Here is a 16338-nt window from a genome sequence, read left to right as displayed (position 1 = left end):
CCCGTCACGTGCGGGATGCGAAGTCATCCCGCGTTGATCGCACGCGTTCGAAGCGTCCAATCCTGCAGGCACATTCGTACAGGGACAAGATTCCGGTGTCTGTGGCACAACGACGCCTGTGGTTCGTCAATCAGTTCGACACGTCGTCCCCGGCCTACAACATTCCGATGGTCGTCCGACTGTCAGGTGCCTTGGATGTCGCTGCGATGCAGCGCGCGGTGGGAGATGTTGTCGATCGGCATGAATCGCTCCGTACCGTCTACCCGGCGTCGGTCGACGGCCCACATCAGGTAGTAGTGCCTTCGGAACGCGTGACGTCGAAGATCGCGTGGGAAGTATCCGTGGACGAGGAAGCCTTGGACAGGCGCATCGCCGATCTCGCTCGCGAGGGGTTCGACGTGAGCGCGAACGTGCCCCTGCGCGGCTCCCTTTTTCGGGTCACGCCGGACGATCATGTCCTTGCGCTGGTGGTTCACCATATTTCGGCGGACGGAGCATCCCTCGAGCCGCTGGCCCGCGACCTGACCCGCGCCTACGCGGCGCGGGCTGCGAAACGGGCACCGGACTGGTCGCCTTTGCCTGTGCAGTACGCCGACTACAGCCAATGGCAGATCGAACTGCTCGGCAGTGACGACGATCCGGACACGCTCGAGGCGAAGCAGTTGGACTACTGGACGTCCACCCTGGCCGGTCTACCTGACGTGATCGACCTTCCGCTGGATCGACCGAGACCGGCGGAACGATCCATGCGCGGTGAATCGGTCCGATTCTCGGTGCCCGCAGACGTGCACAGTGAACTCCTCGAACTCGCTCGGAATCACAACACGACACCGTTCATGGTGATGCACGCAGTGCTGGCGGTTCTGTTGGCACGGCTGAGCGCCTCGCCGGACATAGCGATCGGGACTCCGGTAGGAGGGCGCGCCGAGCAAGTCCTCGACGATCTGGTCGGGATGTTCGTCAACACGGTCGTCCTGCGAATCACCGTTGACACCGCCGCGACTTTCGAGGAGATCCTTTCACGAACTCGCGAAGTCGATCTGGCAGCGTTCGGACAAGCCGAGGTGCCGTTCGAGCGAGTCGTCGATGCAGTTGCGCCGGAGCGTTCGTCATCTCGCTCACCGCTCTTCCAGGTTCTGTTGGAATTCCAGAACACCGCAGATCCCCACCTCGAACTACCCGGACTGGGTGTCGATGTTGTTCCAGTCGACGTCGGTGTCGCCAAATTCGACTTGCAACTGTCGCTCTCCGAGCAGCGTGGCAAAGACGGCCTCCCCATGGGTTTCGATGCCGCCTTCACCTATGCCTCCGATATCTTCGAGCGCACCACAGTCGCCGAGTTCGGCGAGCGTTTCGTCCGCCTCCTCCGGTCGGTCGTGTCGGATCCAACAGTGCCAGTAGGGGATACGGAAATTTTGGGCGTGCCCGAGCGTGGGTTGGTGGTGGGTGGTTGGGATGGTGTGGGGGTTGTGGTGGGGGGTTTGACGTTGGTGGATGTGTTGGATGGGCGGTTTGCTGGTGTGGGTGGTGGGGGGTTGGTGTGTGGTGGGGTGGTGTTGTCGTGGGGTGAGTTCGATGTTCGGGTGAATCGTTTTGCGCGGTTGTTGATTTCGTTGGGGGTGGGTCCGGAGTCGCGGGTGTGTGTGGCGTTGTCGCGGTCGGTGGAGTTGTTGGTGGCGGTGTTTGCGGTGGTGCGGGCTGGTGGGGTGTTTGTTCCGGTGGATGTGGGTGCGCCGGTGGAGCGGGTGGGGTTTGTGGTGGGGGTGGTGGATCCGGTGGTGGTGTTGTCGCGGGTTGGTGATGGTGGGTGTTTGCCGGTGGGGGTGGGGTTTGTTGATGTGGGTTGTGTTGATGTTTCGGGGTTTTCGGGTGGTCCGGTGGGGGTGGGGGATCGGTTGGGGGTGTTGTTGCCTGAGCATGCGGTGTATGTGATGTTCACGTCGGGGTCGACGGGTCGTCCGAAGGGGGTGGTGGTGTCGCATGCGGGGGTGGTGAATCGGTTGTTGTGGATGCAGGGGGAGTTTCCGTTGGGTGTGGGGGATGTGGTGTTGCAGAAGACGCCGGTGTCGTTCGATGTGTCGGTGTGGGAGTTGTTTTGGCCGTTGATGGTGGGTGCGCGGTTGGTGGTGGCGGATCCGGGTGGGCATCGTGATCCGGTGTATTTGGTGGGTGTGATCGAGCGGTGGGGGGTGTCGGTGGTGCATTTTGTGCCGTCGATGTTGGAGGTGTTCGTGGGGGAGTTGAGCGTGGGGGAGTTGGGGGTGGGGTGTTCGGGTTTGCGTCGGGTGTTTGTGTCGGGTGAGGGGTTGTCGTCGGTGTTGGCGGGGCGGTTTGCGGGGGTGTGTGGTGCGGAGTTGGTGAATTTGTACGGGCCGACGGAGGCGTCGGTGGATGTGACGTTTCATGTGGTGGAGGGTGTTGTGGGGGTGGGTGTTCCGATTGGTCGGCCGGTGTGGAATACGCGGGTGTTGGTGTTGGATTCGCGGTTGCGGCCGGTTCCGGTGGGTGTGGTGGGGGAGTTGTATGTGGGTGGGGTGCAGGTGGCTCGGGGGTATGAGGGTCGTGTGGATTTGACGGTGGGTCGGTTTGTGGCGGATCCGGTGTCGGGGGTGGTGGGTGCTCGGGTGTATCGGACGGGTGATGTGGTGCGGTGGGGGTGTGGTGGGGTGTTGGAGTTTGTGGGGCGCACGGATTTTCAGGTGAAGGTGCGGGGGCAGCGGGTGGAGTTGGGTGAGGTGGAGGCGGTGTTGGCTGCTCAGGTGGGGGTGGCTGGTGCGGTGGTGGTGTTGCGGTCGGGTGTGGGTGGGGATTTTTTGGTGGGGTTTGTGGTGGGTGAGGTGGGGGTGGTGGTCGATGAGGTGGTGGTGTTGGAGGGGGTGCGGAGGTCTCTTCCGGGGTTCATGGTGCCGTCGGTGGTGGTGGTGTTGGGGGAGTTTCCGGTGACGGTGCATGGGAAGTTGGACCGTAAAGCCCTCCCGGACACCGATTTTGCGAGCGCTGCATATCGGATTCCTGCCACTCCTGCCGAAATCGGAATCGCCCGTGCTGTTGCCGACGTTCTCGGTCTCGACCAGGTGGGTGCCGACGACAGTTTCTTCGAACTCGGCGGGGATTCCCTCAGCGCCACTCGAGTCATCGCCCGCATCAACGCCGCATTGCACACCAATATGGGGGTCAATGCACTGTTCGACGCCCCCGTGGTCGCGGACCTGGCGGCCTCGATAGATCCAATCGACTCCGCGCCGGGCGAGCCTGGACCCGAGGAAGCTACTCGTGTGCCCCTCACGAGTAGGGCACGGCCAGAACGTATTCCGCTGTCGTTCGCGCAATCGCGGATGTGGTTCGTCAACCAGTTCGACACGTCGTCTCCGCTCTACAACATCCCCGTCGCACTACAACTGGACGGGTTCCTGGATTCGGGTGCGCTCCAAGCCGCGCTGGGTGATGTGGTGGAACGGCACGAATCTCTTCGAACGATCTTTCCTGCGTCCGCAGACGGGCCCTACCAGGTGATCGCCGAACCCGCGGTCGCTGCTCCTCGAATCCACCCCGTGCCGATTCCCGGCGAGTGGCTTTTCACGGACTTGCACGCGTTCTTCGACATCGGATTCGATGTGTCCGAAGGGTTCCCGCTGCACGTGAGGTTACTCCGAACCGGACCGGAGCAGCATGTACTCGCGATCGTTGTTCACCACATCGCCGCAGACGGCTTCTCGATGGCACCACTGGCACGCGACCTGATGAGTGCATATACCGCGCGCACGCAAGGTCGGAGCCCGGACTGGGCGCCGCTGCCGGTTCAGTACGCCGACTACACCCTCTGGCAGCGTGAGATCGTCGACGCAGACGTTGGTCCGGAAACTTCGCTCTCGGCCGAATTCGATTATTGGACAGCGAAGCTGTCGGGTATTCCGGACGTCTTGCCGCTCCCTCTCGATAGACCACGAACCTCGAAACGGTCTGCCGAGGGCGCGGTGGTTTCGATGGACTTCTCGCCCGAGATCCATCGAGCTTTGAACGAACTCGCACACCAGAACGGTTCGTCTCTGTTCATGGTGATGCATGCGGCTCTGGCGGTATTGCTGGCACGGCTCACTACAGCGGACGACGTAGTGATCGGGACTCCGGTCGCAGGTCGCGGTGCATCGGAGTTCGACGATGTGGTCGGGATGTTCGTCAACACGCTCGTCCTTCGCACACCTGTCTCATCCGGAGCAACCTTTGCCGAGGTGTTGGCCGCGGTGCGGTCAACGGATCTCGGTGCTCTGGACCATGCAGACATCCCCTTCGAGAGGTTGGTGGATTACCTCTCGCCCGACCGTTCCACCGAGCATTCACCTCTGTTTCAGGTACTCCTCGAATTCCAGACCGATACGGGACTGCGCTTCGACTTGCCGGAACTGACGGTTCGCTCGCTCGACGTCGATCTCGCGGTTGCGAAATTCGATCTGCAACTGAGTGTGATGGAGCACGTCGACGAGCACGGTGAGCCCGCTGGTATCAGCGCCGGTTTCCGTTATGCAACAGATATTTTCGATCGAATGTCGGTGGCGCGCATCGCGGCGCGCTTCGAAAGAGTGATCGGCGCCGTGACCGAGAACCAGTCGGTGGTCGTCGGTGATATCGACATGATTCTGGCCGGCGAACTCAGCGGGTTGCTGGTTGCGCCCACGCCCTCTGGCGCCGGAACAGACGAGGATTCGTTGTCGGATCTCTTCGATCGCACGGCGCGGACGTCCGGTGCTGCCGTGGCGGTGCGCTGCGGCGGATTGTCGGTTACGTACCGCGAACTCGACGAGCGAGCAAACCGCCTTGCTCGACTGTTGGTGGCGCAGGGGGTGGGGCCGGAAACCTTGGTGGCAGTCGCGATGGCCCGCTCGATCGACCTGATGGTGGCATTGCTGGCGGTGGTGAAGGCGGGTGGCGGATACGTACCGGTGGACTCGACTTCTCCGGTAAACCGGGTGGACTTCGTGCTGCGTGACGCCCGGCCGAAGTGTGTGTTGACCACCCGGGCCGACGGCGTCTACATACGAGACAGTGACGCAATCGCAGACAGCGAGATTCCAGTGATTGCGGTAGACGACCCGGTGATTCTCGATGCACTGCACAGGTTTTCTCCGCTTGCGGTGACCGACCGAGATCGGCTGCTACCGCTCCGACCCGAATCGGTGGCCTACGTGATCTACACCTCGGGGTCCACCGGGCGCCCGAAGGGGGTGCAGGTTTCTCACCGCAGCGTAGTGACGTTGCTGGCAAACACCAGAGCGCTCTTCGGCTTCGGCAGCGGCGATGTGTGGACGATGTTCCATTCGGAGGCATTCGACTTCTCGGTCTGGGAAATGTGGGGCGCACTCGCACACGGTGGCCGACTGGTACTGGTCGACTACTTCACGGCCCGTTCACCAGAGGCATTCCTCGAATTGCTACGGCACGAACGTGTCACGGTGCTCAATCAAACTCCCACCGCCTTCTATCAATTGGCGGAAGCCGACCGGCTTACCGGGGGTGCGGCCCTGTCATTGCGCTACGTGATCTTCGGCGGAGAAGCGCTCGACTTCGGACAGTTGACGCGCTGGTACGCCCGTCGCGGGACTTCGTCACCAGATCTGGTCAACATGTACGGCATCACGGAGACCACTGTGCACGTCAGCCATTTACCGCTCGATCGTGTGCTGGTGCGTCAACGATCGGCCTCGGTGATTGGTCGGGCGTTACCCGGATTGCGTGTGTATGTGTTGGATCAGCGGTTGCACCCGGTGCCGCCCGGTGTGGTGGGTGAACTGTATGTCTCCGGTGATCAGGTTTCACGCGGATACCTCGGCCGGTTCGGTCTGACGTCCGCGCGGTTCATTCCCGACCTCGCGGTCAGTGGTGCGCGTATGTATCGATCCGGTGACCTGGGGCGCTGGAACGACAGCGGGCAGCTGGAGTACCTCGGACGAAACGATCTGCAGGTGCAGGTGAAGGGGTACCGAATCGAACTCGGCGAGGTGGAGGCTGCACTGCTCTCCGGAGTGGGCGTGTCTCAGTCGGCGGTGGTAGCCCGCAGAGACCGGTTGGTGGGCTACGTGGTGCCGGAGTCCGGTGCCACTATCTCTCCGGCGGCGTTGCTCGAGTATGTCTCACAGAGGTTGGCGCCCCACATGGTCCCCGCTGTCGTGACGGTTCTCGAGGGTTTGCCGCTGACGGTGAACGGAAAGCTCGACCGGAATGCATTGCCTGAACCTGACTTCGGGCGACAGGCAACCGTAAGTCGTGGCCCCGCGTCCGCGACGGAAAACATCCTTGCGAGTCTGTTCGCCGAAGTTCTGGGACTCGAGGAGGTGGGGGTCGACGATTCGTTCTTCACTCTAGGCGGTGACTCGATCATGTCCATCCAGTTGGTGACGCGCGCCAGGTCTGCCGGAGTTCTGATCACACCGCGCGAGGTGTTCGAACGCAAAACTGTTGCGGCGCTGTCCGAGACGGCCGGAACGGCTGGCAACCGTGTCGTCGTCGACGAATTGCCTGGCGGCGGCGTCGGTGAGATCGAATTGACGCCGATCGTCGAATGGATGCTTGACCGTGGTGGAGATTTTCTCCGGTACTCCCAATCTGTTCTGCTCTCGGTTCCTGCCACGCTCGACGAGGTCACGCTGACACTGGCCATGCAGGCTGTGCTGGACCACCACGACATCCTCCGCGCAGGCATCCGGGCGACGCATCATCCTGAATCCGCTCGGCGGATGGACGTTGCGCCTGTAGGTACGGTGCGGGCGGAGACCGTCGTACGCCACGGGAGCCTCGGGGGTTCTGCCGCGGAGACGGTCTCGACAGAACTCGACGCAGCTCTGGGGCGGCTCGACCCGGAGGCAGGTGTGATGGTGCAGGCAGTCCTGCTCGACACCGACGGGCAGATTCAAAAGGACCGGCAGATTCAAAAGGACCGGCAGAGCCGGAAACGGTTGCTACTGGTAGCGCACCATCTGGTGACGGACGGTGTTTCCTGGCGAATCCTGATCCCCGATCTTGCACTTGCCTGTGCGCAGGTGCAGTCAGGCGTCGACCCGTCACTTGCTCCGGTCGGAACCTCGATGCGTCGATGGGCACATGGCCTCGTCGACGCCGCGTGCGAGCCCGATCGGGTGGCTGAGATCGACTATTGGCGAGAGGTGCTCGAGGGTCCCGATCCGACTCTGGGTGTGCACGCCCTGACGAAGAGGGACACCGCCTCGGCCACCATTGACATCGAAGTACGAGTTCCCACGGGATTGACCGAGGCCGTGTCGACGACAGTTCCGCAGGCGATTCACGGGAGCGTCGAGGACGGATTGTTGACGGCTTTGGCACTTGCGATGGTCCGCTGGCGCATGGACCGCGGCATCGACAATCCGGAGACATTGATCAGTCTCGAGGGGCACGGACGCGAGGAACAGGTGGTTCCCGGGGCAGATCTTGCTCGCACGGTGGGATGGTTCACGACGATCTTCCCGGTGCGGATCGATCTGAGCGGAGTGGATCCGGGTGACGCCTTCGCCGGCGGCCCGGCTGCCGGCGTCGCTGCCAAGACTGTCAAGGAACAACTCCGGGCGGTGCCGGACCGCGGCATCGGCTTCGGGTTGCTGCGCTATCTGAACCGCGAAACGGCACACACTCTTTCGCAACTTCCGGTGCCTCAGATCAGCTTCAACTACCTCGGACGCGTCGGTGGAACCGACGCCGACGCTTCAGCGGGATGGGTACCGATCCGTGACGAGGACCTGCGGACGGTTGCGGCCGTCGATCTCCCACTCGCCAGCGTCCTCGAGGTCAACGTGATGACGGTCGACAGCGATACCGAGAACGGTCCGCAGCTCGTTGCCGGCTGGACGTTCCCACCGGACATTCTGGGTGCGGACGACGTTCGGCAACTGGGGCAGTGGTGGCTCGACGCACTGGCCGGGCTCGGAGAGTTCGCGGCGGGCGGCGGCGGATTCACACCCTCGGACTTCGATCTGGTCGATCTTAGACAGGAGGCGATCGACGACCTCGAAAGTCGGTGTCCCGACCTGAGCGATGTCTGGCCACTCTCTCCACTGCAAGCGGGGTTGTTGTTCCACGCCGAATTGGCCGAACGATCGGTCGACGCATACCTCGTACAAGTGGCTCTCGATCTAGCCGGCGCAGTCGATTCGGAGCGCCTGCGCCGCGCCGCCGACGCGCTGCTCGGCCGGCATGAGAACCTGCGTACCGCCTTCCTTCACAGCGCCGACGGCCGTGCCGTCCAGGTGGTCCGAAGCAACGTGGCAGCGCCGTGGCAGGAAATCGACCTCACTGGTGCACCAGATCAGGAAATTGATCGAGCGCTGGCCGAGGACCGAGCGCGCCCGTTCGACATGGCACGGGCGCCGTTGATCCGATTCACCCTGATCGCTCTCGCCCCCGAGAAGTTCACGCTCGTGCTCACCAATCATCACATCCTTCTGGACGGCTGGTCCATGCCCCTGCTGATCCGGGAATTGGCGACGCTCTATGCCGCCGACGGTCAAGTGGCGGCCTTGCCTCACGCGCGCGCGTATCGCGACTATCTGACCTGGATGAGCCGCCGCGATCAGCAAGCTTCCCGAGCTGTGTGGGCGAGGACGCTGAGCGGAGTCGAAGGACCGACGCTGTTGGCTCCAGCGGTTCGATCGCGTCGACTCTCCACCATGGCGGCCGAGTGGGTGTTCGATCTGGACGAGGAATTCACAACCTCACTTCGCGGAATGGCGCGTGAACTCGGGCTGACGATCAACACGATTGTTCAGGCATCGTGGGGGATCGTCCTTGCTGCACTGACCGGGAGAGACGATGTGGTGTTCGGAGCGACGGTGTCGGGTCGACCTCCCGAGCTGACCGGGATCGAAACCATGGTCGGGCTGTTCATCAACACAATTCCGGTCCGAATCACGCTGCGCCCGAGTGAAAGTATCGGCACACTCCTCGCGCGGATCCAGGCCGAGCAAGCAGAGCTGTCGGATCACCACTGTCTCGGGCTTTTCGAGATCCACGTAGGCGCGGGGCCGGAGATCGGATTCGACACGTTGACTGTCTTCGAATCGTATCCCGTTGACCGTCAGGGGCTTTCGTCCGATACCGATATTGCGGGGGTCCGGATCACCGATGTCGAAGCCAAGGACGCTGCCCACTACCCGCTCAGCCTCGTAGCATCGGTCGACACCAGGCTCCGCCTGAAATTCGAGTACATACCCGAGGTTTTCGGTGCCGCCGACATCGAAGAGATCGCCGGACGACTGCGGCGCGTACTCGAAGCGTGTACCCAGCCGGATCGTCCCTTGGCTGTGGTGTCGGTGCTCGCAGCCTCCGAACATACTGAATTGGTGCCAGTCCGTGGCACGGCCGGCGGGTCGTCGCGCGTCTTCCCGGAGATCTTCGACGAGGCAGCCCAGCGTGATCCGAACGCACCGGCCGTGGAATCGGCGGACGGCGGCATGACCTACGGCGAGCTGGACATCCTCTCCAATCGCATTGCTCGCATGCTCGTCTCGCACGGCCTGGGAACCGAGGACTATGTAGCGGTCGGTGTCCCACGTTCTCTCGCGTCCGTGGTGTCGATACTTGCCGTCGCCAAGACAGGCGCTGCGTTCGTGCCGATCGATCCCGACTATCCGGACGAGCGGATCAATCACATGCTGATCGATTCGAAGGTCAGCTTCGGATTGACCACCACCGCGGGCCGAGATCGATTGCCCGATATCGCGGAGTGGCTGATTATCGACGATCCGCATTTCACTAAGAAGTGCGAGGGATTCTCGGGGAGCCCGTTGACCGACAACGACCGACTCCGTCCGATCGGGTTGGATTCAGCTGCCTACGTGGTCTACACCTCGGGGTCGACCGGCGTGCCCAAGGGCGTCGTGGTCACGCAGCGAGGGCTCGACAACTTCGCCCGAGACCAGCTCGAACGCTACGGCGCAACTCCACAATCACGCACGCTGCACTTCTCCACTCCGAGTTTCGACGGGTCGCTCTTCGAATATCTGCAGGCTTTCGGAGCCGGGGCGACGATGGTTGTCGCTCCACCCGGGATCTACGGGGGCGAGGACCTGGCGCAACTTCTGGCAGAGCACGCCGTCACGCACGCGTTCGTCACCACAGCGGCATTGGCATCGGTGGACCCAGCTGGGCTGGAACAACTTTCGGAAGTCGTATTCGGGGGCGAGGCGTGCCCGCCCGACCTCGTCGCTCGCTGGGCACCTGGCCGCCGCCTGTACAACGCGTACGGACCGACCGAAGCAACGATCATGTCCAACGTCAGCCCGCCGATGACCGCCGGAGAACCAATCACCATCGGTGGACCCGTCAGGGGCGTCAGCGAACTGGTGCTCGACACTCGACTTCAAGCGGTTCCCGTCGGGGTCCCCGGCGAGCTGTACCTGGCCGGACCAGGCGTGGCACGGGGATATCACCGAAGGGCGGGGTTGACGGCAGAACGCTTTGTTGCCAACCCGGCTGACCCAGGAACGCGGATGTACCGCACCGGCGACATCGTGAGATGGACGGCGGACATGTGTGTCGAGTACGTCGGGCGAAGCGACTTCCAGGTCAAGGTTCGAGGCTTCCGTGTCGAACTCGGTGAGATCGACAGTGTGCTCATGTCGGAGCCTAGCGTCGGTTTTGCCGTTACGGTTGCCGATTCCGCCCCCACCGGAGACACCCGACTCGTGTCGTACGTCGTGCCCACGGCGGGTCGACTGGACACCAGGATCCTGAGTCGCGCCGTGGCCCGGCGCTTGCCTTCGCACATGGTGCCTGCCGTTCTCACGGTGCTGGAGAACATTCCGTTGACCGCTGTCGGAAAAGTCGACCGTTCGGCGTTGCCAAGACCCGAAATCGAGACGACCACAGGGGATTTCCGTCCCCCGGTCGGCCCGGTCGAACAGGCAGTGTCGGACGTGTTCGGCGAGGTGCTCGGCCTCGAACGAGTCGGTACCGACATCAGTTTCTTCGAGCTCGGTGGAAATTCTCTGAGCGCCACTTCGGTCGCGGCGAGGCTACGGGCGGTGCTCGGAGCTACCGTAGGCGTGCGGGATCTGTTCGAGACGCCGACGGTGGCCGAGTTGGCTACGGTGATCGGCCACTCGGTTGCCGAAGGGTCGGAGCGACTGGGACCGCGCCCCCGACCCGACAACATCCCCTTGTCGTTTGCTCAGCAGCGGATGTGGTTCGTCAATCAACTCGACACCAGTTCTCCTGCATACAACATTCCGCTCGTGGTGCGGTTGAGCGGTGAACTCGACAAACCGGCCTTGAGATCAGCGATGTCCGATGTCATCGCCCGCCACGAATCGCTGCGAACGATGTTCCCGGTCCACGGTGACGGACCGGTCCAGCACATCCTGCCCACCGAGAGCGCCGAGCTGCCGCAACTGACCGAGACATCGGTGACCGACGAACATCATCTCCGTGACGAGCTTGCTCGGATGGTCTCGGCCGGTTTCGACGTCGCCGCACGAATTCCCCTGCGGGCAGCGTTGTTCACCATCGATGAGCGCGAACACGTGCTTGCCGTAGTGGTGCACCACATCTCGGCTGACGGCTTCTCGATGTCTCCGTTGACCCGAGACGTGATGATTGCATACGAGGCCCACGCGTACGGCGGGGATCCCCAGTGGACGCCGCTTCCAGTCCAGTACGCCGACTTTGCGCTCTGGCAACGGGAGATTCTGGGCTCAGTCGACGACCCCGGGTCGGTGATCAGTGAGCAGTTGGCTTACTGGCGACGTGCATTGTCAGGTGCTCCCGACCTCTTGGAACTTCCGCTCGATCGAGACCGGCCGACGCAACAGAGTTTTCACGGCTCGCGGATTCACTTCTCGATCAGCAGTGATCTTCACCGCCGTATTCTGAACGTGTCGCGGCAGCACGAGTCCACTGCATTCATGACTGTGCATGCAGCGCTCGCGCTCTTGCTGGCACGTTTGGGCAGCACCGACGACATCGTGATCGGCACGCCGATCGCCGGCCGGGGAGATCGTGCCCTCGATGATCTGGTCGGCATGTTCGTCGGCACGCTCGCACTGCGCACACAGGTGGATCCGGCTCGATCGTTCCGCGAGTTGGTTGAGCATTGCCGCGAAGTCGACCTCGCCGCGTTCGCTTATTCCGACGTGCCCTTCGAGCGGGTAGTGGACGCGGTCGGGCCGAAACGGTCGAGCGCTTATGCACCGATTTCCTCGGTGTCGCTGGAATTCCAGAACAACAAACGACCGATTCTGAAGCTACCGGGACTGGATGTCCGCGGGATCGACCCTGAACTCGAGGTAGTGAAGGTAGACCTGGAATTCCTTCTGGCCGAGGAGTACGACGATCGCGGTGAACCGGGAGGGATGAGCGGAGCCGTCGACTTTGCCACTGATCTCTTCGACCCCGGTACGGTCGGCGGTTTTGCCGACATGTTCGTTCGTGTGCTCGAGGCCGTGACCCGGAATCCGCAGGTACCGATCGGTGACATCGACCTACTCGGCGATCTCGAACGTCGCGAGTTGACGCCGGCGCATGGGCTCCCCGAAGTACCTCCGAAATTGTGGCCTGAGTTGTTGGCGGACGCCGTGGCGATCGATCCTGACTCGGTGGCCCTGTCGCTCGAGAACCGGCAGCTCAGTTATCGCGACCTGGACGAGTGGTCGAATCGTGTTGCCCGGGAGTTGTGCGGTCGCGGTGTGGGCCCGGAGACCTTCGTGGCACTGGGAATGCCTCGCTCGATCGAATCGGTGGTGGCGATCTGGTCGGTGACCAAAGCCGGAGCGGCTTTTGTTCCTGTCGATCCGGCCTATCCGCGCGAGCGCGTCGAATACATGCTCGCCGATTGCCGAGCCTCGCTCGGTTTGACTGTTCAGACCAGCCGAACTCACCTACCCGACGTTGTTCCCTGGCTGGAACTCGACGACCCACACTTCGCCCGGCGGGTAGCCGCGCTGTCGCCGGAACCGATCACCGATGACGATCGAACCGGTGAACTGAACCTCGATCATCCGGCCTACCTGATCTACACCTCGGGATCTACCGGGAAACCCAAGGGAGTGAACATTACTCATCGAGGTTTGGCGAGCTTCACGGCCGAAACTCGTGAGAGGTTCGAGGTCACTCACGACTCTCATGTCTCTCAGTTGGCATCGCCGAGTTTCGACGCTTCCATCTTCGAGTTGACGATGGCATTCAGCGCCTCGGCGCAAGTCGTGATCGTTCCGCCTGCTGTGTACGGTGGCGCCGAATTGGCCGATGTTTTCCGGCGCGAGCAGGTCACTCATGCCACCATTACACCGACCGCGCTGGCGGCGTTGGGTGACAACGGTTTCGAGGCGCTCCGTGTTCTCGATCTGGTGGGCGAGGCCTGCCCGCCGGAGGTCGTCGCGCAATGGGCGCCGGGTCGGAGGCTGCACAACGGCTACGGCCCGACTGAAACCACCGTGCAGGCGAGTGTCAGCGATTCGATGAAACCCGGTGCGGGAGTGAACATCGGCTCGCCGGCAGTGGGCTTCGGCTTCCTGGTGCTGGACGAGCGTTTGCAGCCCGTCCCGGTGGGCGTGCCGGGGGAGTTGTACATCATCGGCCCAGGTATGGCACGTGGGTACCATAATCGGGCGTCGCTCACGTCGGAACGATTTGTCGCTTGCTCGTACGGGTCGCCGGGGCGCCGGATGTACCGCACCGGAGATGTCGTGCGTTGGCGTGAATCCGGCGGTGACAGTGCCAAAATCGTTGGGTCCGGCGATGGAGTGCATCACACACTCGAATACATCGGGCGCAGCGACTTCCAGGTCAAGGTCCGTGGTTTTCGGATCGAACTCGGGGAAATCGATGCAGTTCTCTCACGCCATCCGTCGGTGGACTTCGCCGCGACTGTCGGCCACACGGGACCGTCGGGTGAAACGGTCCTGGTGTCGTACGTGCGTGCGTCAGCTGCTGACGCCACCGGCACCGACGAGATACGGGCGTACGCAGCCGACCGACTACCCTCGCACATGGTTCCGTCGGCAGTGGTGCTTCTCGAGCGGATTCCGATGACGCCGGTGGGCAAGCTCGACCGAAAGGCCTTACCGGAACCCGAATTCGGTTCGGCTGCAGCCGAGTTCCGCGAGCCGGTTACCGACACCGAGCGTGCCGTGGTCGACTCGTTCGTCGAGGTTCTGGGTGTCGATCGGGTGAGCACTACCGACAGCTTCTTCGACTTGGGCGGGTCCTCCCTGGTGGCCACCCGAATCGTCAGCGCACTGCACTCTCGTTTCCGACGGAGAATCCCGCTTCAGTGGATGTTCCTCGACCCGACACCCGCTGGAATCGCTCGACGCCTCGACATGCCGACAGCCGACGCCGGTATGGAAGAGCTTCTCGCCGTGGTTGTTCCACTGCGGACGAAAGGGACTGGGCGACCGCTGTTCTGTGTGCACCCCGGTATCGGCCTGTCCTGGGGGTATGCCGGCTTGGTGCGGTATCTGCCCGAGGACAGACCCGTGTACGGACTTCAGCTCCCCGCTCTCAGCGACGACGGTGACTATCAGTCGATCGAACAGTTAGCCCATCGCTACGTCGAAGAGGTGGAGGCCGTTTCGCCGGACGGGCCGTACGACTTACTCGGGTGGTCCCTCGGCGGAGTCATCGCGCACGCCATGGCCGTCGAACTGCAATCGTCCGGCCGCGACGTCGCCACACTGGCGATGATGGACAGCTACCCCGACAACGGCGATGCCCCTGCGTCAGCCGCACTCGACGTCCGAGACCTACTGCGAGGACTCGGCCTCGGGATCGAGACCGACCGAGATCTGACCTTCGACGAGGCGGCGGCCGTGTTGGCCCGGAGGCTCGGGCCCGATACGGGAGTCGACGGTCGGGACCTCGAACGGATTGCCCGAGGGTACGAGACTTCACAGAGAATCACGCACCAGTTCGTTCCCCAGGTCTACGAAGGAGATCTGCTGATCTTCCTGGCATCCGGAGAAGACGACACGATTCCGCGCGACAGGTCGCCGCAGGAATGGAGCCCACTCGTGACGGGCCGGATCGTGGAGGTGCCCGTGCGCTGCGAACACAACGAGATGATCGAACCTCCGGCCATGGCGGTCATCGGACCGGAGCTCGCCCGGGTGCTCTCGATGTTTTCCGGCTACTCCGAACGGGCATGACAACTTCAAGCCACCAAGCCGCACGCCCGCGAAGCGAGCGCCACCGAGCTGTTGCCGGGCACCGCAATCGAGCACGAGGAGCGGCAATGAGAAGAATCGGACGTACTCGGGCAATGCTTGTCGTCGCACTCGTCGCATGGACGGGATTGTTCGGTGAAGCGGCGCTTGCCTCGGCTGATCAGGCGCGAACATCCCCTCCAGACGGTTCAGCTCTCGATCACGTCGAGGAGATCAACGCCCGTCAGCTGACTATGTACGTCTACTCGGCTGCGATGGACAAGGTGATTCCGCTCGAGGTGATTCGGCCGGCAGACACGAGTGCGCCCCGGCCGACCCTCTATCTACTCAATGGCGCCGGCGGAGGCGAGGACACGGCGACGTGGCAGACACGGACAGACGTCGTCGACTTCTTCGGCGACAAGAACGTCAACGTCGTCAACCCGATCGGCGGTGCCTACAGCTACTACACCGACTGGGAGAAGCCCGATCCTGTTCTCGGACTGAACAAGTGGACCACATTTCTCACCCAGGAGTTGCCACCGATCGTCGATGCCACGCTCGGGACTACGGGTACGAATGCCGTTGCCGGATTGTCGATGGCAGGTACCTCGGTTCTGAGCCTGGCCGAGGCGGCGCCATCCGTTTACCGTGCCGTCGGTGCTTTCAGCGGGTGTGCCGAGACGAGTACTCAACCCGGTCAGGACTACGTGAGATTCGTGGTCGGATTCCGCGGCGGCAACGTGGACAACATGTGGGGTCCTCCCGGCGGTCCGGGCTGGGTAGCCAACGATCCTGTGGTCAACGCCGAGAGATTGCGGGGGGTCGACCTCTACATCAGCAATGGATCGGGCCTGCCCGGCCCACACGAGAATCTGGGCGGACCGATGGTCAACGGCGACCTCGGCGTTCTGGCGAACCAGGTGATCGTGGGTGGAGTCATCGAGGCCGGGACGAACCAGTGCACCCAGCGTTTGGCCGAGCGGCTCGACTCCTTGGGCATCCCGGCCACCTATGATTTCCGGGCAACTGGCACTCACTCTTGGGGTTACTGGCAGGACGATCTTCACAACTCGTGGTCGATGATTGCCGCGTCGATCGGTGCGCGTTAGCCGGCGAACCCTGGGGTCGGTGGCTGAGTTGTTTCTCACTCCGGGACACTCTTGCCGAACCTAGCCGACCGAACTGCAGGTCAGCG

At 62.8% G+C, this 16338-nt stretch carries 2 protein-coding genes; both read left to right on the top strand.

The window, feature by feature from the left end; genetic code table 11:
* Window positions 1-8 precede the first annotated feature (8 nt).
* Window positions 9-15143, top strand: coding sequence for an amino acid adenylation domain-containing protein (locus ATN37_RS04770; RefSeq protein WP_374103509.1), 15135 nt, complete (start codon window positions 9-11; stop codon window positions 15141-15143).
* A gap of 86 nt (window positions 15144-15229) precedes the next feature.
* Window positions 15230-16252 (top strand): alpha/beta hydrolase family protein, encoded by a 1023-nt coding sequence (locus ATN37_RS04765; protein WP_218694823.1) that lies wholly within the window; start codon window positions 15230-15232, stop codon window positions 16250-16252.
* Window positions 16253-16338 lie beyond the last annotated feature (86 nt).

It is taken from the genome of Rhodococcus sp. MH15, assembly GCF_019266045.1.
GTDB lineage: Bacteria > Actinomycetota > Actinomycetes > Mycobacteriales > Mycobacteriaceae > Rhodococcus_F > Rhodococcus_F qingshengii.
The sequence above is the reverse complement of the archived record's forward strand: the minus strand, read 5'-3'. Positions and strand labels throughout refer to the sequence as shown.